The sequence below is a fragment of the Halorubrum rutilum genome (assembly GCF_024494565.1).
On sequence record NZ_JANHDN010000003.1, the window covers coordinates 290,031 to 309,700 of the forward strand.

A 19,670-nucleotide genomic window follows, 5' to 3' on the forward strand; every position below is an offset into this window, starting at 1 on the left:
GCGGGTTAAAAACTCCCGAATGCGGCGGCTCGCGGCGCGGGGGATCGCGGGTCGCGTCCGGTGTCGCGAGTGCGAGGCCGGCGCTCACACCGCCGCGAGCAGGAACCCGAGCGCGGCGAGGACGCCGGCGACCGTCCCCGCGGTCCCGCGGTCGAGGTCGTGGGTCGCCTCCAGCCCGCCCGTCACGATCGCCCACTGGACCGCGATCACGACCGCCGAGGCGGCGAGCAGGGGGACTCGCACCGTCCCGATCGCGGCGACGACCTCGTTCGCGATCGCCTCGACCGTCGCGCCGTCGACGGTCGTCGTCGCGAGCGCGCGCCAGATCGCCGCGAGCCCGGCGGTCAGCCGGAGGACCTCCGGCACGATCGCCCACGCCGCGATCGCGAGCGAGTCGCCCAGAGAGCCGCTCCCGCCGGCGAGGCGCGCGCCGCCGTGGAGGACGAGCGCGAAGATCCCCCACCAGATCGGCACGCCGAAGGCGGCGTACGCGGCGTAGTCGCCGGTCGCGTCCCGGAGCTCCTCGCCGACGTCGACGTCGACCCGTTCGGGCCGGTCGCACTGCTCGGCGAACACCGAGTCGTCGTCGCCGAACGCCTCGCAGGTCGTCTCCGGCGGCCGGTCGGGGTTGTCGACGGTGACCTCTCGGTCGATCGTCGCGTCGAAGGCCGCGCCGAGCGCGAAGACCCCGGCGACCGTCGCGAGGGTGACGAGCAGGACGAGCCCGGCCGCGACCGCGCCGGACCGCGGCCGGACCGCCTCGAAGTGGTCGCGGGAGCGGTCGAGGAGCGAACCGACGGCTCCGGAGAGGGGGGCGAGCGGGGAACGCATGGCCGAGGGATCCGCGAGACCGAACAAGTGTCTTGTCCATCCGGACCTCGGTGCCCCGGTCCGGACCGCGGTCGGCCCCGATCGCGGTCACCCGCGCTCGGTCTCGGTTTCCGCGTCGATCTCGGTCTCCGCGTCGGCCTCGGTCCCCGCGTCGGCCTCCGCTTCCCCCTCCGCGGCCTCCTTCCGGGCCCGGTCCGCGGCGAGCTCCCTGTCGATGTCGTCCTCGACGTAACCCATCGACTCCACGGTGACGACGTTGCCGCCGCCGGGGTCGACGACCATCACCTCCTCGCCGGCCTCGATCTCGCCCTCGATCGACCGCGCGGAGTAGTAGGGGTTGAAGCCGCCGCCGGAGAGCTTCACCTCGCCGCCGGAGGGCGTCACCGGCTCCGTGACGGTGCCGGTCTTCCCCTTCAGCGAGTCGCTGTCGCTGGTCTGCTGTTGGCCCTTCCCGCCGTACAGGTCGAACTCGTGGTAGCCGTAGAAGGCGGCCGCCCCGACGACGAGCGTCAGCAGCGCCATGACCAGCGTGAGTCCCGCCCCCGCCACGCCGAGCGACGTCAGCAGGAGCCCGCCGAGCCCCGCGCCGATCAGCGCGATGCCGACGACGATGAAGTTCGCGCCCGGCGCGAGCGCCTCCGCCATAGAGAGCAGCAGGCCGGCCGTCAACAGCAGGAGCGGCAGCGTGTCCGGACCGATCAGCCCGGACTGGAGGAGCGGTCCGAGTCCCGAGAGCAGATCCATGTCCGGACGTACGGCCGCGTCGGTATAAGTGATGGTGCGCGCGGGGCCGTCGGCGGTCGGGAGGCCCCCGCGACCCCGGCGATCCGGACGGGGTTCAGAACCCGAACAGCAGCACGGCGACCGTGATCGCGACGCCGAGCGCGACTAGGGCGGCGTTCTCGGCGTCGATCGACCCCGGCTCGATCGGCTCGTCCTCGGGGGTCCCGGTGTCCTCGGTGACGCCGTCCGGCCCCACGTCGTCGACGGCGAACCGCCACTGGCGCTCGTCCCCCGCCTCGGCGTCGGCCCGGGTCTCGTTCGCCCGGACCCGGGCGTCGTCGGTGGCGTCGGCGCCGCTGGCGTCATCACCGGTGACGGCGTCGGCGCCGTCGGTGTCGGTGGCGTCGGCGTCGTCGCCGGCGGCGTCCCGGTCGCTTGGCATACCCGCCGGTAGGCGCGTCGGCGGTAAATGGCTGGCGGGGGGATCCCGGTCGGCGCGAGGCGCGGCTATCGCTCGCGCGCCGCCGCGATCACGTCGCCCTCGTAGACGATCCCGCGCTCGCCGTCGAGCGTGACGACGTTGCCGTCGGCGACGCGCTCGGGGAGCGTCGCGCCGGAGACCATCGGGACGCCGAGCTCGCGGGCGACGACCGCGGGGTAGCCGGTCATCCCGTCGTCGGCGTCGACGATCCCGGCGAGGGCGTCGAGGTCGCCGGAGAACTCGCCCTCGAAGCCGGGACTGAGCGCGACGATCGACCCGTCCGGGACCGCGCTCAGGTCGCCGTCGTCGGTCCGGTAGACGGGCGCGGCGACGCGGCCCGCGACGGCCGCCTTCCCGGTCACCAGCGTCTCGGCCGCGACGTGGACCTTCAGCGTGTTCGTCGTGTTCGTCCCCTCGAACTCCGTCAGCATGCCGGAGAGCACGACGAGCGTGTCGCCGGAGGCGGCGCCGCCGATGTCGAGCGCGGCGTCGACCGCGTTGTCGAGGATCGTCTCCATGTCGTGGGCGTACTCCGTCAGCACGGGGCGGACGCCCCACGAGAGCGCGAGCTGTCGCCGGACCCGGTCGTTCGGCGTCGTCGCGACCACGGGGACGCCCGGGCGGAACATCGCCGTCTTGCGGGCGGTGAAGCCGGACTCCGAGACCGCGACCACGGTCGAGGCGCCGATGTCGCGGGCGAGGTAGCGCGCCGAGCGCGCCAGCGCCTCTGTCCGGGAGCCCTCCGCGGCGGCCGGGACGCGCTGCTCGCGCGTCTCGGCGTACTCCTCGCTCGACTCGACCTCGCGGACGATCCGGTCCATCGTCTCCACGACGTTGACCGGGTCGTCGCCGATCGCGGTCTCGCCGGACAGCATCACCGCGTCGGTGCCGTCGAGGACCGCGTTGGCGACGTCGGAGGCCTCCGCGCGGGTCGGCCGGCGGGAGTGGACCATCGAGTCGAGCATCTCCGTCGCGGTGATGACCGGGACGCCCGCGTTGACGCATTTGCGGATGATCCGCTTCTGGATGACGGGCACGTCCTCCAGCGGGCACTCCACGCCGAGGTCGCCGCGCGCGACCATCACGCCGTCGGCGGCGTCGACGATCCCGTCGAGGTTCTCGACCGCGCCCGCCCGCTCGATCTTCGCGACGATCGGGATGTCGCCGCCGCCGCGCCCCTCCAGCTCGTCGGCGATCTCGTAGACGTCGTCGGCGTTTCGCACGAAGGAGGCCGCCACGAAGTCGGCGTTCGTCCGGACGGCCAGGTCGAGCTCCGCCTGATCCTCCGGCGTGATCAGGTCGACGTCGATCGCGACGCCCGGGAGGTTGACGCCCTTCCGCGAGCTGAGCTTCCCGCCGGAGACGACGGTCGCGACGACCGACTCGCCGTCGACCCGCTCGACGCGACACTCGATCCGCCCGTCGTCGAGGAGGATCGTGTCGCCCGGGGTCGCGGCCCCGATCGAGTGCGTGAGTCCCACGCGCTCGGGCGTGGCGTCGTCGCCCTCGGCGAACGTCACTTCCGAGTCCGTGGCGAGCCGGATCGGCTCGTCGAGCTCGGCCGTGCGGACCTCCGGCCCCTTCAGGTCGACCATCACCGCGAGCGGGTCGTCGATCGCGTCGTCGACCGCGCGGGCCCGTTCGATGACCTTCTCGCGGTGGGCCGTCGTCCCGTGGCTGGCGTTCAGCCGGACGACGGACATCCCCGCGTCGGCGAGGGCGCGGATCGCGTCCCGCCCGTCCGAGGCGGGACCGATCGTACAGACGATCTTGGCGTTGCGCATACCGCCGGGTTCGACGCACGCCCGCAAAAAGGCACACGGTTGAGTCGGGAGCGAGTGAACGTTCGTGAGGGACGGTTACGATGCGGGTTCCGGGCTCGGAATGCTGCGACCGTTCACAGATTACCACGCGGTCGGCGCGTACCTGCGAGCGGCCGAAGGCCGCGAGCCAGCACGCGCGAGGGACGCGGCGAACGCGAGCGGCGTAGCCGCGAAGCGTGAGCCGCGAGGCTGGGGAGGCGTGAGGTGCGGTTGCGGTGCTGTGCGGGGTGGGACTCAAAGGGGCAGCCGCGAGGGCGAAGGCGCGCGACGCAAGCACCGCAACGAGGGAGCGGAGCGACCGAGTGAGGAGCACAGCGAGCGCACCGAGCCCTCGCGGCTGGGGCTTTGACGGTGTTCTGGTCAGCAGCGATCACGTACCACCGAGCGACTGAGGCTTCGGAGGGCTCCGGTGCCGGAGCGTCAGCGGTAATTCCCCGATAGGCGACCGAAATTTCGACTCTTCGTCTATTTCCGTCTCAGTCGTCTGCGGGCGCCGGCGCGCCGCCGGTCGACAGCTCGACGTCGGGGCCCTCGACGCCGAGCTCGTCGAGCGCGGCCTGTGCCGCGCGCTTCCCGGAGACGAGCATCGCGCCGAACGTCGGGCCCATCCGCGGGAGGCCGTGGGCGGTCGCGACCGCCATGCCGGCGGCGATCAGGCCGTCGTGGACGACGCCGGTGTGCTCGACGACCTGGTCCTCGCTCTCGCCGACCCACATCGAGTCGTGGCCGGGCGAGTCGTGGCCGGGGGCACCGTACTGGTCGTCGCCCGTCTGGTCCATTCCGGTGTTGTGCTCCTTCGCGTGCTCGATGCCGGGCGCCGAGAGGACGCCGCGCTCGTCGAGCTTGCTGATCGCGACCGCGTCGTGGCCGGTCGCGTCGATGACGAGGTCGGACTCGACCGCGATCGGGTCGACGCAGGTGATCTCCCGCGGGAGCGCGTGGACCGGCGTCCAGTTCATCACGATCCCGCCGACCTCGTGGTCGTCGCGGACGACGAGGTCGGTGAACTCCGTCATGTTCTGGACGCGCGCGCCGGCGTCGCAGGCGGCCTTGATCAGCCCGGAGCAGGCCTCCGGGCCCGCGGCGGTGTAGAGCCCGTCCACGTCCTCGACGGGGTCGTAGTCCACGTCGAGGTCGTCGAGGATCTCCTGGGCCGGGTCGCGTACGGTGACCGTGTTCATCAGGAACCCGCCGAGCCAGAAGCCGCCGCCGAGGTAGTTGTTCTTCTCGACGATCATCACCTTCACGCCGCGCTCGGCCAGCTCCTTGGCGGCCATCAGCCCGGAGGGACCGCCGCCGAGGACGATCACGTCCGAGTCGGTGAAGTCGAGGAACCCGTCCGTCCACTCGTTGCCGATCGCCTTCGTCACGTCGGTCTCGCTCACGTCGCTGAAGCCGTCGAATCCGTGCATACAACTTAGTAGTATTACTTGGTTGTGAAATGCGTTGCGGTCGAGACCGAGTCGTATCTATGCTGGCTGTCGGTAGATCGACGGTGAACACCTCCAAAGCCCCAGTCGCGAGGCGGGCGCACGCTCGCTGTGCTCCTCGCTCAGTCGCTGCCGCTCCTTCGCTGCGGTGCTTACTTCGCCTGCGCCCGCCTCGCGACTGCCCCTTCGAGTCCCACCCCGCACAGCACCGCAACCGCACCTCACGCCTCCCCAGCCTCGCGGCTCACGCTTCGCGGCTGCGCCGCTCGCGTTCGCCGCGTCCCTCGCGCGTGCGACTCGCGCCCCGCGGGCGCTCGTCGGCACGCGCCACCCCTTCCGTCATCCGTGTTCCATCGTCACCGGACCGCTTCCGACCGCCGCAACTCGCAGCCTTTTTACCCGCGCTGGCGGTAGACGGACTTACTATGGCTGAGGACAAGGCACGAAGCACCGGTAGTGCGGGCCGATTCGGCGCTCGCTACGGCCGGGTCTCCCGCAAGCGGGTCCAGGACATCGAAGAGGAGATGCGCAACGCGACCGTCGACGGCGACGACGTCACGCGCAAGGGCACCGGCATCTGGGTGAACGAGGAGACCGGCGAGACGTTCACGGGCGGGGCGTACCGCCCCGAGACGCCCGGCGGCCGCACCGTCCGCCGCTCCATCCGCGCCGCGCTCGCCGACGAGGAGTAGGACGATGAGCTACAAGTGCTCCCGCTGTAAGCGCGACGTCACCCTCGACGAGTACGGCGGCGTGCGCTGCCCGTACTGCGGCCACCGCGTCCTCCTGAAGGAGCGCGGCGGCGACGTGAAGGAAGTCGACGTCGAGTAACGTCGGCTGGTTTTCCCGACCGTGACGGCGTCCCGCGCACACGAGACGGTCCTCTCGTTCGCCTACCCCTCGGAGCGGCGCGCACGGCTCGTCGCCGACGCGCTCGCCCCCGAGGTCGGCGAGATCGACGACGCGCGCTCGGCCGCGACCGTCTCCCGCGACGGCGACGCGGTCCGGGTCCGCGTCGCCGCGGACGACCTCGTCGCCCTCCGCGCCGGGATCAACAGCTGGTCCCGGCTGGTCGAGGTCGCGGAGCGGGTCGGGACCCGGTGAGGTCGCGGGGCGAGCCGAGGCCGGACCCGCGCGCTGGGACCGTCGATTCGGTTCGACCATCCGGCGGGAACGGTCCGTTCACGGCTCCTCACGGCCGTTTGGTCCGAGAGGCGAGAAGACGTGGGTTTTTCCGTCCGGGTCGCCTCGCTTCGCCCATGCAAGGGAACATGCCGCCCGAGGCACAGGAGAAGATCGAGGAGCTCCAGGAGCTGCAGGAGACCGCACAGCAGGTCGCCGAGCAGAAGGAGCAGGCGCAGGCCGCGCTCAACGAGTCGAAGACGGCGCTCGACGCCCTCGAAGACGTCGACGAGGACGCCGGAATGTACCGCGAGATCGGCGAGGTCCTCGTCGAGACGGACTACGAGTCCGCCTACGACGACCTCGAGAACAAGGTCGACTCGCTCGAAGTCCGCGTCGAGCAGCTCCAGAAGCAGGAGGAGCGCGTCGAGGAGCAGTTCGACGACCTGCAGAGCGAGCTCCAGCAGATGCTCCAGGGCGGCGCCGGCGGCGGCGGTCCGATGGGTCCGGGCGGTCCGGGCGCGGGCGGCGCGTAAGCGGTCGATGAGCGACGAGCCGACGGACGACGAAGTGGTCCGCACCGCGGCCGAGGCGGCGGAGGGCGTCGTCTTCGCCCGCTACGACCAGTCGGCGGTGACCGACCTCGACGTCACGGTGACGTTCGAGGAGGGCGTGCTCGACGTCGACGTCTACCTGAACGCCCCGGAGGACCCCGACCCCGACGCGGTCGCCCGCGAGGCGGCCGAGGCCGCCGGCGAGGCGGTCGACGAGCTGTTCGCGGAGTAGGCGTCGGCTCCTCCCGATTTTTCGACGGGTCCGGCGACCCTAGCGACGGCTCCGACCGGCGCGACGCCGACGCGCGGCTCGGGTCCGGGGGCGACGGTCGGGAGCGGCGCGGCGCGAGTCCCCACCGATAGCTATTAATCGAAGCGTTGTGAACTGTTACCGCATGTCACGAAGCCACGGCGGAACGTCGGCCTTCGAGCGGCTCCGCGCGCGGCTCGACGAGGGGTCGGACGCCTGCGAGGAGTGCGGGTTCGTCGACGACGCCGGCGAGTGGGAGGCGGTCACCACGGGGGCGACCGTCGAGTACCGCCGGGAGTGTCCGAGCTGCGGGACCGAACGCGTCCGGCGGTACCGGCTCTGAGCCGGGGTTGGAGTCGGTATCGATGTACGACGAGATCCTCTGTCCGACTGACGGGAGCGGCGGGAGCGACGCCGCCGTCGAGCACGCGTGCTACCTCGGGGAGCTGGCGGACGCGCGAGTCCACGCGCTGTTCGTCGTCGACGAGGGGATCGCGGGCGCCGACGGCTGGGACGTAGTCGTCGAGCGCGAGGAGGCGCGCGGCGAGCGCGCGCTCGACGCCGTCGCCGCGGCCGGCGCGGAACGCGGCGTCCCGGTCGAGCGGCACCTCCGGCGCGGCCGCCCGCACGAGGAGATCCTGGACGCGGCGGCCGACTACGGGGTCGACCTGATCGTGATGGGGACCCACGGCCGGACCGGCGTCGGCCGGTTCCTCGCGGCCGGATCGGTCGCCGAGCGGGTCGTGCGACACAGCGAGGCGCCGGTGTTGACCGCGCGGTTGGAGGAGTGACGCGGGCGGCCCGGAGAGCGGCGCGGGCGGTTCAGAGAGCGGCGCGGGCGGTCCTACGCCGACTCGCAGATCGCGACGAAGTTCTCGAAGACCTCCTCGCCGCGCTCGGTGTGCGCGACCTCCGGGTGCCACTGGACGCCGTACAGGTCGGCCTCGGGGTTCGACATCGCCTCGATGCCGCAGACGTCGGAGGTGGCGGCCCGGGTGAACCCCGCCGGGAGCGACTTCACCTCGTCGGCGTGCGAGGCCCAGACGCGGGTCTCCGGCGCGAGCGACCCCACGAGGGGGTCCTCGTCGTCGACGATCTCCACGTCGACGTCGGCGTAGCCGCCGTAGTCGCCGCCGCCGACCTCGCCGCCGAGCTCGGCCGCGATCAGCTGCATCCCGAGGCAGATGCCGAAGACGGGCACGTCGAGGTCGAGGTAGTCCGGCGCGTTGCCGACGCGGTCCATGTCGGGGCCGCCCGAGAGGACGACCCCGTCGGCGTCGACCTCGTCGGCCGGCTCGTCGGCCGAGACGATCTCGGTGTCGACGCCGATGTCGCGGAGCGCGCGCCGTTCGAGGTGCGTGAACTGGCCGTGGAGGTCGATAACGACGATCCGGGTCATGGCCTCGATTGCGGGCACCCGCACAAAAACGGCTCGGAACGGGACACAGTAATGTGGTGGTTTCGGGGCGCCCGGACGCTCGATGATACACGAACGCGGATCATACCGGCGGCCGCCGGGCGCAGGAGGCGCCGTCCGCCGCGGTCACAGGTCGAGCGGTCCCCGCTTGAGGAACTCCCGGAGCAGCACGGTCGCGTACGACCCGCTCGGGAGCGCGAACGCGAACCGCGGGTCGCCGCCGTCGACCGTCGCGTCGAGGTCGGTGCGCAGGAGGATCGCCCGCCGGGTGCCGGCGGAGTCGAACTCGCCGGGGAGCGCGAAGTCGCCGGGCTCGATCCCCGCGTCGGCGAGGACCTCGCGCTCGATCTCGCCGGGCTCGCCGCCCCCGAGCTCGGTCTCCGTGCCGACCAGCGGCGCGGTGACGAACGCCCGGCCGCGCTCGCAGTGGCGGGTGACGGTGTCGACCCGTCCCTCGTCGACGCGCTGGAGCCGATCGGTGTCGGGCGCGTACAGGTCGTCGGGGGCGTCGCCGTCGGCGAAACAGACCACGTCGCCGGCGACGGGGCGGTCGAAGGGGAGCCCGCGGCGGAGCCGCTCGCTCAACACGCGGTTGAAGAGGAACGACTGCGCGGCGTTGACGAACAGCCGCCGGAGGTTCGACGGCACCGCCTCCAGCGCGTGCCACCAGTCCTCGTCGTCGGGCGGCGCGTCGGGGGCGACGCCACGGTCGGCGAGCCGGTGGACCATCGAGCGCTCGAACCGGAGCTTGCCGGGGATCGCGTCGAGGCAGGCGGCCCAGTCGCCGTCGCCGGTCCCGTCGGCGGCAGGGTCGAGATTCCCCGTCACTCCGAACGCCGCGTCGACGCGGTCGCGGGCGGCCCGCGTGTCGTCGGGCTCCGTCTCGGCCGGGTTGCCCGCGTACAGCCGCACCGCCTCGCGCGGGTCGTTGCGGGCGATCGCGAGCCCGACGACGTGGGTAACGGGGCGCCGGCTCCCGAAGCGCTGCTGGCCGAAGTAGTTCGGGACGCCGACGGGCGCGCCGATCGCGAGGTCGCCGTCGGCGCCCGCGGCGTCGGCCGACTCGCCCCCGGCCCCCGCGAACGCCCGGAGGTCGCGGACCGTCTCGGCGACGCGCTCGGGCGCTTCCGCGACCGCGTCGGCGACGCGGATCTCGAAGGCGTTGCCGGCGAGGTCGCCGAAGGAGAGCCGCCGGCCCGCCCGGCCGAGCGGCTCGATCTCGGCGCCGCGGATCGTCGGGAGGTCGTCGGGGTCGACCTCGCGGAGGGTGAACAGCTGCGTGGTGACGGCGCGCTTGTCCTTCGTCCCGGCCCAGGAGACGCGCTCGCGGCTAATCTGTAGCGCGTCGGAGATCCGGCGCGCGAAGTCGTTCGTGTCCCAGTCGCGCAGCGTGACGCGGACGACGAGCTCGGGGTAGCTCCCGCGGTCGGCGCCGAGCGGCTCCGCGTCGAACGCCTCCAGCTCCCGGACCCGGAAGTCCTCGGGGGACTCCCGGAGCCGGCCGCCGATCCCGTCGGCGTCGCTGACGTAGTACGCCACGCCGACCGCGCGTTCCGTGGGATGCGCCTCGCGGAGGGTGTGTTCGGCGACCATCTAATAGAGCGAGAGGTCGCCGGTCACGCGGTCGACGCTGTCGTCGCGGCCGGGGCCGACCGCGAGCGCGGTGACGGTCCCCGGCTCCAGCTGCGTGTGGCCCGCGTCCCGGACGATGGCGTACGGGAGTCCCTCCGTCTCCGCCTTGTCGGCCAGCGCGAACAGCTGGCTCTCGGAGTCGCCCCTGAGCACGACCTTCTTCTGTCCCTCGCCCTGCCACTCCTTCCGGGCGCGCCGCGACGCGTCCTGGTACGCCGACAGCGACGCGTGCGCGACCTGCGCGGCGAGCTTCCCCTCGCCCATGCCGATGTCCGTCCGGGCGACGATGGCCTGTTTCATGTTCCGATTCACCGCCGCCGCGGGTTTAGCGCTTCGCTCTCGGCGGCCGTGCCGGGGGCTGGCGGCGTGAGAACGCGCGAAAAGAGAGTCGCGGAAGAGAGCCGTGACGCGGTCGCCGTCGGCCTCAGTCGTCGGCCGGGGCCGCGCCGCCGCGGGAGGCCGAGCCGAGCCCGGACGCGATGTCGGCGATCGTCCGCTCGTTGTCGACGACCCAGCGCAGCAGGAGGAACGCGAAGAGGTACTTCGCGATGATGTCCATCCCGCTGTAGGCCCACGAGGTGATCGCGACGTCGAGCACCGCGAGGCCCTCGGCGCCGAGGGCCCAGAAGATCGGGTAGCCGAGCCAGAGGACCACGGTGAGCACCTTCAGCGTGTTGAAGATCTCCGCGGTGCCGGCGGCCTCGGCGTCCTCGGCCCACTCGGCGAGCAGGATGTAGAGGACGACGACGAAGAACGCGCAGCTGATGACGTACCAGACCCAGCGCAGCATGTAGGAGGAGGTCGTCAGGGCGGCCGCGAGGCCGGTGACGCACATCCCGATGTCGGCCACGACGGCCGTGAACAGCTTACTCAGGTTCGTTCCGGCGAGGAGGCCGAGCGAGATGAGGATCATCGGCGTCGACAGCGCCCACGTCAGATACCGTCCCCACGGGGTGAGCACCTCCTGCCCGGCCAGCGCGTGACCGGGCGGCATCTCGAGGAAGCTCACCGTGAGCCCGGAGACGAGGCCGGTGTAGCTGGAGATGGACACCAGCGGTACCATCAGCGCGGCGACGAAGATCAACTGCGCGCGCGGGTCCTGCACGTCGCGACCCATGTAGACGAACAGGAGGATCGCCAGGCCCGCGAGGGCGATGTTTATCCAGAGCGACGCGCTCAGGAGCGCGTCGGACTGGATCGCTTGGAATATCTCGGTCTGCGTCATTTCGAGCGGGACTGTGCCGCCGGCGAGTACGTCAGCCGCTGCTGTTTCGATCATGCGACACCGGAGGGTATGTGTCTATCTTATTAAAGGTGCTAACCTGACAGGTAAGGGTTTTCTGACGGATTTCGATCTCGGACGGGATTATTTGAGATGTTCCGATTATGCGAGAGAGAAGTGGACGCTAGATTTCGTATCTGGCGTGTCAACGCCCGATCATCGGGAACCGGTCGAGCGGCCCGCGAGCGACGTCGGCGGCGACCGCCTCGGCGCAGTGTTCGCCGCTCAGCAGGCACATCGGGACGCCGATCCCGGGGTTGCTGCTCCCGCCGACGTAGTAGAGCCGGTCCACCCCGCGGACCCGCGGGCCGGGGCGGAGCGGCCCCGTCTGCGTCACCGTGTGCGCGAGCCCGAGCGCGCTCCCCCCGGGCCGGTCGAACCGGTCCGCGAAGTCGGAGACGCACGCCGACTCCTCGACGACGATCCGGTCGCGGAGCTCCGTCCCGGCGTACGACGCGACCGCGTCGAGGACGCGCTCCCGGAACGCGGCCCGGCGGTCGGGGCCGTCGTCGAGCCCGGGCGCGAGCGGGACGAGCGTCACGACCGCCTCGTGGTCCTCCGGCGCGACGGAGGGGTCGGTGCGCGAGGGGACGTTCACGTACACCGTGGGGTCCTCGGGCCACGCGGGCGACTCGAAGATCGCGTCGAAGTGGGGCTTCCAGTCGGTCGGCAGCGCGAGCGTGTGGTGCGCCAGCGAGTCGAGCGACCCCTCGACGCCGAGGTACAGGAGGTACGCGCTCGGGCCGTACGTCCGGCGGTCCCAGTAGTCGCCGAACCGCGACACCGCGCCGTCGGGGAGCAGCTCGCGCTCGACGTGTTCCGGCGGCGCGTTGCAGACGACCCGGTCGTGGACGTAGCGGTCGCCGCCGAGCTCGACGGCGATCCCGTCGGCCCCCGGCTCGATGCCGGTCACGCCGACCCCGGTGTGAACGTCGGCTCCGCGCTCGACCGCGACCGACTCGATCGCCTCGATCACCTCGTACATCCCGCCGAGCGGGTAGTACACGCCGAGCCCGAAGTCGACGTGGCTCATCAGCTGGTACAGCGCCGGCGTGTTGTACGGCGAGCCGCCGAGGAAGACGAGCGTGTACTGGAGCAGCTGGCGGAGCTTCGGGTGCTCGACGTACGACCGCACGCGCTCGTCGAGCGTGCCGAACAGGTCGAGCTTCCGCCCGCCTGCGAGCACGTCGGTCGACAGGTAGTCGCGGAGCCGCGAGCGCCCCGGGAGCACGAAGCGGTTCATGCCGACCTCGTACGCCGTCTCCGCGTCGTCGAGGTACCGCCGGAAGGCGTCGCCGGCGCCGTCCTCGTACGACTCGAACAGCCCCGCGGCCGCGTCCGGGTCCGCGGGGACGTCGACGCGGTCCCCGTCGTCCCAGAACACGCGGTAGTGCGGGTCGAGCCGCTCCAGCTCGTAGAAGTCGCTCGGTTCGTGACCGAACCGCTCGAAGAAGCGCTCGAACACGTCCGGCATCAGGTACCAGGAGGGGCCGGTGTCGAACCGGAACCCGTCGCGTTCGAGCCGGCCGGCGACCCCGCCGACGCGCTCTCGGCGCTCGTACAGCGTCACCTCGGCCCCCGCGTCGGCGAGGTGCGCGGCCGCGGAGAGCCCGCCGACGCCGCCGCCCACGATCCCGATCGAGACCCCGTCGAGCCCACGCGCTGTCATCGTCGATCGAAGGGCGGCCGGCCGGGAGAGTCGTGTCCGTCCCACGACGGGGTTTTATAAATCGACCGCGGGGCGGCAGCCGGGGACGTACTCGTTCGGGGCCGTTTTTTTACCGGTTCGTCGGCAGGATTCGAACATGTCACGGGGGTCACGTCGCCCGGTGTCCGCCGACGACTCGACCGATCCCGTCGGCGGCGGCTCTCCCGACGGCGACCCGCCGGACGACCCGTCGAGCGGCGACCCCGACGACGCGGTCGCCGAGGGAGCCGTCGGTCGGTCGCGAGGCGTCCGCGCTCGGCTCGCCGTCCGCGACCCGCCGCACGCGCCGGTCGCGGACGCGCTCCCGGAGGGGGCGGTCGCCACGGACGTGGAGCGCGTCCGGCTCGACGACGCCGTCGTCTCGGAGTTCCGCACCGACCGGGAGATCGGCGCGGAGCCCGTGTTCGCGGCCGACGGCGAGTACGTCTACCGGACCCGGAGCCCCCCGACGGAGCCGTATCCCTGTCGGTCGATCGAGTCCCTCGGCCACCCGGTCTCCGACGTCACCGTCCGGACGGGCCCCGACCGGATCCTCCTGACGCTCTCGCTGCCCTCGGTCGACCCGATCGACGAGATCGTCGAGACCGTCGAGGCCACCGGGGCGTCGGTCACGCTCGAACGGCTCACCCGCTCCGGCGGATCGGCCGGCTGCGACCCCGTCGTGATCGACCGCGGGCGGCTCACCGACCGACAGCGCGAGGTCGTCCGGACCGCCCAGCGGCTCGGCTACTTCGAGTACCCGCGCGGGGCCGACGCGGAGGCGGTCGCGGCCGCCGTGGGGATCGCGCGCTCGACGTTCGCCGAGCACCTCGCGGCCGCCCAGCGCCGGGTGTTCGGCGAGTTCGTGGACCCGTGACGGGCGCCGGGTTCGCCCGGGAGCCCGCGCGCGCGACGACGGCGCTCGCGAGGTCCGAGCCGTTCCCGTGCGGTGGGTCGAACCGCGGTATTGAAACGCGCGAGGGCCCAACCGACGGTATGCACCGCAGACGGTTCCTCCGACGGGTCGGCGCGGCCGGGATCGGGACCGGATCGACGGTCGCGCTCGCCGGCTGCACCGGCGTCGGCGGCGAGCCGGACTACGACGTCGGGATGGTCGCGTCGGCCTATCGCCCCGCGGAGCTGACCGTGTCCGTCGGCGACACCGTCGTCTGGGAGAACACGAGCGCGCGGGCGCACACCGTCACCGCGACGGCGGGCGGAATCCCCGACGAGGCCGAGTTCTTCGCCTCGGGCGGCTTCGACGACTACGCGGCCGCCGAGGCGGCGTGGCAGTCCGACTTCGGCGGGAGGCTGGAGAGCGGCGACCGGTTCGAGCACACGTTCACCGTCCCCGGCGCCCATGAGTACGTCTGTATCCCCCACCGCGAGGGCGGGATGTACGGGACGGTCCTCGTGGAGGAGTGATGCGCCGGCACCGGTCCGGACGGTCCGACCCGGGACCGACGAAACCCATTACCGCCCGCGACGCCAAGCCGAGGTAACGCACGGCCATGGATATCTCGACGCTCCTGGGGACCGACGTCCTGCTGTTCCTCGCCATCGGGCTGCTCGGCGGCGCCCACTGCATCGGCATGTGCGGCCCGCTCGTCACGGTGTACGCCGGCCGGATGCGAGCTGAGGGCGGCCGGACCGACGGCGGGGGCGCGGCGAGCGACGGGGCCGGCGGCGCCGCGTCCGCGGCCGCCGACCGCCGCGGCGGCCACCTCTCCACCTACGAGGTCCGCCAGCACGCGCTGTTCAACCTCGGGCGCGCGGCGAGCTACACGGTCATCGGGGCCGCGCTCGGCGCGCTCGGCGGCGTCGTCCTCGTCACGACGGCGACGCTGACCGGCGCGGCCGAGGTCGTCCGCGGCGTCGTCGGCCTCGGCGTCGGCGCGGCCGTGATCTTGGTCGGGGTCCGGTACGCGCTCGGCGGCGCGACCGGCGGGGTCCACCTCCCGGGGCTCGAACGGGTCACCGGCTGGCTCACCGGCCACGTCGACCGGCTCGCGAACGGTCCCGGGATCGTCGGGCTCGGCGCGGTCCACGGGCTCCTCCCCTGCCCGATCCTCTACCCGGCGTACCTCTACGCGTTCGCCAGCGGCTCGGCGGTCAGCGGGGGCGTCGCGCTCGCGGCCCTGGGAGTCGGCACGATGCCCGCCGTCTTCCTCTACGGCACCGTGATCGAGAGCGTCGACGCGGTCCACCGGCGCCGGGTCCACCGGCTGCTCGGGGTCGCCTTCGTCGCGCTCGGCTACGTCCTGTTCGCGCACGGGCTGATGTCGGTCGGGATCCACGTGCCGCACCCGCGGCTCCCGTTCTGGAACCCGCTCGACGCCGGGATGACGGGGGGACTGTGACGATGACGGAGGCGATCGACCGATGAGCGCGCCCGACTGCACCCTCTGCGAGCTCCCGACCGACGGCGTCGACGTGGTCGACGACGCGGGCAACGAGTTCTGCTGTCCCGGCTGCCGGGACGTGTACGCGGCGCTCGGCGACGCCGAGGTCGACGCCGACGCGGTGCGCGAGCGACGGCGCGCCGGCGAGGCGGGAGAGGAAGCGGGCGCAACCGGTGACGGACCGGGCGACGAGGTCCCCGCCGACCACGAGGCGACGTTCCTGGAGGTCGACGGGATGCACTGCGCGACCTGCGAGGCGTTCATCGAGACGGTCGCGACCCGGACCGACGGCGTCAGCGCCGCGAGCGCGAGCTACGTCACGGACACGGTGCGGATCGACCACGACCCGGAGTCGGTCTCGACCGACGACCTCGCCGAGGCGGTGAGCGGGCTCGGCTACAGCGCGTACGACCGCGAGGACGCCTTCTCGCGCCGGCGGGCCGACAACATGGCCACGGCGCGGCTCGCGGCCGGCGTGCTCGTCGGGATGGCCGTGATGTTGCAGTACATCGTCATCATCTACCCGACCTACTTCGCGTTCCCGTTCTACAACGAGCGCACCCTGGAGTATCTCGGCCAGGCGATGTCGTCGACGTCGGGGACCTACTTCTTCATCGTGATCGCGGTGCTGACGACCGTCGTCCTCTTCGTCACCGGGAAGCCGATACTGCGGGGAGCGTACGTCAGCGCGAAGACGCGGTCGCCGAACATGGACCTCCTCGTCGCCATCGCGGCCGTGAGCGCGTACGTCTACAGCACGCTCGCGGTGATCTTCGTCGAGTCGCCCTCGGTCTACTACGACGTGACGGTCGCGATCATCGTGATCGTCACCGTCGGGAACAGCTACGAGGACTCGATCAAGAAGCGCGCGACCGAGCTCCTCTCCGACCTCACCGCGGTGCAGGTCGACAGCGCGCGGCGGGTCGTCGGCGGGGACGACGCGGGCGGCGGCGACGCGCCGGACCCCGCCGCGACCGGCGAGACGGAGGAGGTCGCCATCGACGCGCTCGACCCCGGCGACCGCCTGCTCGTGCGCGCCGGCGAGCGCGTCCCGGTGGACGGTGAGGTCGTCGCCGGCGACGCCGCGGTCGACGAGTCGGTCGTCACCGGCGAGTCGATGCCGGTCCGGAAGACCGCCGGCGACGACGTGGTCGGCGGCTCCGTGGTCGCGGACGGCTCGCTGACGGTGGCGGTGGGTCCGGACGCGAGCTCCAGCCTCGACCGCGTCGCGGAGCTCGTCTGGGACCTCCAGAGCGGGAACCACGGCGTCCAGAAGCTCGCCGACCGGCTCGCGACCGTCTTCGTCCCGGTCGTCCTCGCGGTCGCGGTCGCCGCCGCCGCGGCCAACCTCGCGCTCGGGAACGGGGTCACCGAGGCGATGCTCGTCGGCCTCACGGTGCTCATCGTCTCGTGTCCCTGCGCGCTCGGGCTCGCGACCCCGCTCGCGGTCGCCGCGGGGATCCGCGACGCGCTGGAGCGCTCGATCGTGATCTTCGACGACACCGTCTTCGAGCGGGTCCGCGACGCGAGGACCGTCGTCTTCGACAAGACGGGGACGCTCACCACCGGCGAGATGGAGGTGATCTCCGCCGACGTCGACGACGACCTGCTCCGGCTCGCGGCCGCGCTGGAGGAGCGCTCGGCGCACCCGGTCGGCCGGGCGATCGCCGCCGCGCGAGCGAGCGCGGGCGAGGGGCCGTCCGCGCTCGCGGGCGGCGACGAGACGGCCGGCGGGGGGACCGCGGTCGCCGACGGCGGGTCGGCGGAGTCGGCGTCGCCCGGCGGCGGGGCCGACGGGGGAGGCGCGAGCGCCGACGACGCCGGGGACGCGACCGAAGCCGGAGACGCCGGCGACGCGGTCGCGGTCACCGACTTCGAGAGCCACGCCCGCGGCGTCTCCGGGACGGTCGACGGGACCGAGATCGTCGTGGGCCATCCCGCCCTCTTCGACGAGCGCGGCTGGACCGTCCCCGACGCGATCCGCGAGGCGGTCGCCGAGGCGCGCGACGTGGGCCGCGTCCCCGTGGCCGTCGGCCGCGACGGCGCCGCCGAGGGCGTCGTCGTGGTCGGCGACGAGCTGCGCGAGGGGTGGGAAGAGACGGTGACGGCGCTCGACGACTCGGGCGTCGACGTGGTGATCCTGACCGGCGACGACGAGCGCGCGGCGACCGTCTTCGCGGAGCACGACGCGGTCTCGTCGGTGTTCGCCGGCGTCCCGCCCGAGGGGAAGGCCGAGACGATCGAGCGGCTGAAGGCGAGGGGGCTGACCGTGATGGTCGGCGACGGGACGAACGACGCGCCCGCGCTGGCCGCCGCCGACCTCGGGATCGCGCTCGGCGGCGGGACGGCGATGGCGGCCGACGCCGCCGACGTGGCGATCGTCGACGACGACCTCGGCTCGGTCGCGACCGTCTTCGAGCTCTCGCGGGCCGCGGGACGGCGCGTGAAGGGGAACGTCGGCTGGGCGTTCCTGTACAACGCGGTCGCGATCCCGCTCGCGGTGACCGGCCTGCTGAACCCCCTCTTCGCCGCGGTCGCGATGGGCGCGTCCAGCCTGCTCGTCGTGACGAACTCCTCGCGGGCGCTGCTCTCCGAGGAGTGACCGCCGCGCCGGCGTCCTCGACTGGGACGCCGCCCTCGGCCGAGACGCAGCCGGCCCCAAGACACATGTCGTCGCCCGCGGTGGACCCCGACATGCCACTCGGCGAAGCCGAGCGGCGCGGAAGCCGCCGCTCGACGCCCTCCGACGACGCGACGACCGAGGAGTCCGACGACCGTCGGGTCGGTGTCGCCCTCGTCGCCACGGTCGGCCTGCTCAGCGGGCTGGCCGACCTCGGCACCGGACTGCTGATGAGCCTCGGCCCGCTCTTCGTCGTCGGCGTCCCGGTCGCGGGCATCGGCGCGGTGAAGTGCTGGGCGGCGATCGGCCTCTACCGGCTTCGACCGCGGGCGGTCGGACTCACGGCGCTGTTCTTCGGCGTCGCCGCCATGCTGGCGGCGGGTCGGGTCCTGTTCGCGCTCCGCGCCGGCGACGGCGTCGCCGCGCCCGCCATCAACCTCGCGATCGACCTCGCCGTCGTCGGCTACGTGCTCGTGCTCGTCGACGAGGTCGACTGACCGTCGGCGCTCGCTCCGGTGCGACCCGGCCGCGCCCGCCCCTACCGCAAACGACTTTCGGCTCACGCGAGTAGCCACGGACGATGACGGACCAACAGCAGCAGCCCGCGGTACCGACCCGCGACGGGATGCCCGTGCTCGGGCTCGGCACGTGGGAGAACGACGACCCCGCGCAGTGCACCGAGTCGGTGAAGACGGCGCTGGAGACCGGCTACCGCCACGTCGACACCGCGCAGATCTACGGCAACGAGGCCGCCGTCGGCGACGGGATCGCCGCGGCCGACGTCGACCGCGACGACGTGTTCCTCGCGACGAAGGTGTGGATCGACCAGCTCGCGCCCGAGGACGTGGTCGCGTCCACCCGGGAGAGCCTCGAGAAGCTCGGCACCGACTACGTCGACCTCCTGTACGTCCACTGGCCGGCGGGCGCGTACGACCCCGCGGAGACGCTGCCCGCGTTCGCGGAGCTCCGCGACGACGGCCTGATCGACCGGATCGGCGTCTCGAACTTCGAGCCCGAACACCTCGACGCCGCGACCGACGCGCTCGGCGAGGCGCCGTTCGCGAACCAGGTGGAGATGCACCCGCTCCTCCGGCAGGAGGAGCTCCGAGAGTACGCCGACGCCAACGGGATCGAGCTCGTCGCCTACTCCCCCTTGGCCCGCGGCGAGATCCTCGACGACCCGGCGATCGCGCACATCGCCGAGAAGCACGGCGTCAGCGCCGCGCAGGTGAGCCTCGCGTGGCTCCGCGAGAAGGGCGTCACCGCCATCCCGAAGGCGACGGGCGGGGACCACATCGCCGACAACTGGGCGAGCCTCGGACTGGAGCTGGACGACGAGGACGTCGAGGAGATCGACACGCTGGGCCGGACCGACCGCCAGCTGAACCCCGACTTCGGCCCGGACTGGGAGTAGGT

At 72.6% G+C, this 19,670-nt stretch carries 23 protein-coding genes; 13 read left to right on the forward strand and 10 right to left on the reverse strand.

The window, feature by feature from the left end; all coding sequences use genetic code 11:
• Positions 1-84: 84 nt before the first annotated feature.
• The 5 genes from NO900_RS08025 to NO900_RS08045 form a co-directional block, all read right to left on the reverse strand.
• Entirely contained in the window at positions 85-831 is a 747-nt protein-coding gene (locus tag NO900_RS08025) for a YIP1 family protein (protein ID WP_256408698.1), read from the reverse strand.
• Positions 832-918: 87 nt separating this feature from the next.
• Positions 919-1,575 carry an NfeD family protein gene (locus NO900_RS08030; protein WP_256408699.1) on the reverse strand — a complete coding sequence of 219 codons (657 nt, stop codon included), beginning with the start codon at positions 1,573-1,575 and terminating at the stop codon, positions 919-921.
• Between the two features lie 94 nt (positions 1,576-1,669).
• Complete coding sequence (locus tag NO900_RS08035; RefSeq protein ID WP_256408700.1) at positions 1,670-1,996, reverse strand: DUF7312 domain-containing protein; 327 nt, start codon at positions 1,994-1,996, stop codon at positions 1,670-1,672.
• 65 nt (positions 1,997-2,061) lie between these two features.
• Positions 2,062-3,819 carry a pyruvate kinase gene (gene pyk, locus NO900_RS08040; protein ID WP_256408701.1) on the reverse strand — a complete coding sequence of 586 codons (1,758 nt, stop codon included), beginning with the start codon at positions 3,817-3,819 and terminating at the stop codon, positions 2,062-2,064.
• 515 nt (positions 3,820-4,334) lie between these two features.
• Positions 4,335-5,270 carry a sulfide-dependent adenosine diphosphate thiazole synthase gene (locus NO900_RS08045; protein WP_256408702.1) on the reverse strand — a complete coding sequence of 312 codons (936 nt, stop codon included), beginning with the start codon at positions 5,268-5,270 and terminating at the stop codon, positions 4,335-4,337.
• 443 nt (positions 5,271-5,713) lie between these two features.
• On the opposite strand from NO900_RS08045, the gene NO900_RS08050 reads away from it, so the two are divergent.
• From NO900_RS08050 to NO900_RS08080, 7 genes are all read left to right on the forward strand, one after another.
• Positions 5,714-5,980, forward strand: a complete 267-nt coding sequence (locus tag NO900_RS08050) for an eL43 family ribosomal protein (RefSeq protein WP_086220860.1) — start codon at positions 5,714-5,716, stop codon at positions 5,978-5,980.
• 4 nt (positions 5,981-5,984) lie between these two features.
• Positions 5,985-6,119: a DNA-directed RNA polymerase subunit P gene (locus NO900_RS08055; protein ID WP_094534055.1), complete on the forward strand. Its 135-nt coding sequence runs from the start codon at positions 5,985-5,987 to the stop codon at positions 6,117-6,119.
• Positions 6,120-6,140: 21 nt separating this feature from the next.
• On the forward strand, positions 6,141-6,392 hold the full coding sequence (locus tag NO900_RS08060) for a KEOPS complex subunit Pcc1 (protein WP_256408703.1): 252 nt from the start codon (positions 6,141-6,143) through the stop codon (positions 6,390-6,392).
• Positions 6,393-6,559: 167 nt separating this feature from the next.
• Positions 6,560-6,946, forward strand: a complete 387-nt coding sequence (locus NO900_RS08065; protein WP_256408907.1) for a prefoldin subunit beta — start codon at positions 6,560-6,562, stop codon at positions 6,944-6,946.
• A gap of 7 nt (positions 6,947-6,953) precedes the next feature.
• Positions 6,954-7,196: a DUF3194 domain-containing protein gene (locus NO900_RS08070; protein ID WP_256408704.1), complete on the forward strand. Its 243-nt coding sequence runs from the start codon at positions 6,954-6,956 to the stop codon at positions 7,194-7,196.
• A 163-nt stretch (positions 7,197-7,359) separates the two neighbouring features.
• Complete coding sequence (locus NO900_RS08075; RefSeq protein ID WP_256408705.1) at positions 7,360-7,557, forward strand: HVO_0649 family zinc finger protein; 198 nt, start codon at positions 7,360-7,362, stop codon at positions 7,555-7,557.
• 22 nt (positions 7,558-7,579) lie between these two features.
• The gene (locus NO900_RS08080) at positions 7,580-8,005 is read left to right on the forward strand and encodes a universal stress protein (protein ID WP_256408706.1); all 426 of its coding nucleotides are present in this window, start codon (positions 7,580-7,582) and stop codon (positions 8,003-8,005) included.
• A gap of 53 nt (positions 8,006-8,058) precedes the next feature.
• Here the strand turns inward: NO900_RS08080 and NO900_RS08085 are convergent, their stop codons facing one another.
• The 5 genes from NO900_RS08085 to NO900_RS08105 all read right to left on the reverse strand — a co-directional run bounded on the left by NO900_RS08085 (position 8,059) and on the right by NO900_RS08105 (position 13,214).
• Positions 8,059-8,613, reverse strand: a complete 555-nt coding sequence (locus NO900_RS08085; RefSeq protein WP_256408707.1) for a GMP synthase subunit A — start codon at positions 8,611-8,613, stop codon at positions 8,059-8,061.
• A 144-nt stretch (positions 8,614-8,757) separates the two neighbouring features.
• Complete coding sequence (gene truD / locus NO900_RS08090; protein WP_256408708.1) at positions 8,758-10,224, reverse strand: tRNA pseudouridine(13) synthase TruD; 1,467 nt, start codon at positions 10,222-10,224, stop codon at positions 8,758-8,760.
• On the reverse strand, positions 10,225-10,563 hold the full coding sequence (gene pth2 / locus NO900_RS08095) for a peptidyl-tRNA hydrolase Pth2 (RefSeq protein WP_256408709.1): 339 nt from the start codon (positions 10,561-10,563) through the stop codon (positions 10,225-10,227). It lies immediately after the preceding gene.
• A 124-nt stretch (positions 10,564-10,687) separates the two neighbouring features.
• On the reverse strand, positions 10,688-11,488 hold the full coding sequence (locus tag NO900_RS08100; RefSeq protein ID WP_256408908.1) for a bacteriorhodopsin: 801 nt from the start codon (positions 11,486-11,488) through the stop codon (positions 10,688-10,690).
• A 202-nt stretch (positions 11,489-11,690) separates the two neighbouring features.
• The gene (locus tag NO900_RS08105) at positions 11,691-13,214 is read right to left on the reverse strand and encodes a phytoene desaturase family protein (protein WP_256408710.1); all 1,524 of its coding nucleotides are present in this window, start codon (positions 13,212-13,214) and stop codon (positions 11,691-11,693) included.
• 136 nt (positions 13,215-13,350) lie between these two features.
• On the opposite strand from NO900_RS08105, the gene NO900_RS08110 reads away from it, so the two are divergent.
• The 6 genes from NO900_RS08110 to NO900_RS08135 all read left to right on the forward strand — a co-directional run bounded on the left by NO900_RS08110 (position 13,351) and on the right by NO900_RS08135 (position 19,668).
• Positions 13,351-14,109, forward strand: coding sequence for a helix-turn-helix domain-containing protein (locus NO900_RS08110; protein WP_256408711.1), 759 nt, complete (start codon positions 13,351-13,353; stop codon positions 14,107-14,109).
• Between the two features lie 119 nt (positions 14,110-14,228).
• On the forward strand, positions 14,229-14,657 hold the full coding sequence (locus NO900_RS08115) for a plastocyanin/azurin family copper-binding protein (protein WP_256408712.1): 429 nt from the start codon (positions 14,229-14,231) through the stop codon (positions 14,655-14,657).
• A gap of 86 nt (positions 14,658-14,743) precedes the next feature.
• Positions 14,744-15,592 carry a sulfite exporter TauE/SafE family protein gene (locus NO900_RS08120; protein ID WP_256408713.1) on the forward strand — a complete coding sequence of 283 codons (849 nt, stop codon included), beginning with the start codon at positions 14,744-14,746 and terminating at the stop codon, positions 15,590-15,592.
• 22 nt (positions 15,593-15,614) lie between these two features.
• Complete coding sequence (locus NO900_RS08125) at positions 15,615-18,236, forward strand: heavy metal translocating P-type ATPase (protein ID WP_256408714.1); 2,622 nt, start codon at positions 15,615-15,617, stop codon at positions 18,234-18,236.
• Positions 18,237-18,328: 92 nt separating this feature from the next.
• Positions 18,329-18,751 (forward strand): hypothetical protein, encoded by a 423-nt coding sequence (locus NO900_RS08130; protein WP_256408715.1) that lies wholly within the window; start codon positions 18,329-18,331, stop codon positions 18,749-18,751.
• Between the two features lie 128 nt (positions 18,752-18,879).
• Positions 18,880-19,668 carry an aldo/keto reductase gene (locus NO900_RS08135; protein ID WP_256408909.1) on the forward strand — a complete coding sequence of 263 codons (789 nt, stop codon included), beginning with the start codon at positions 18,880-18,882 and terminating at the stop codon, positions 19,666-19,668.
• Positions 19,669-19,670: the final 2 nt, after the last annotated feature.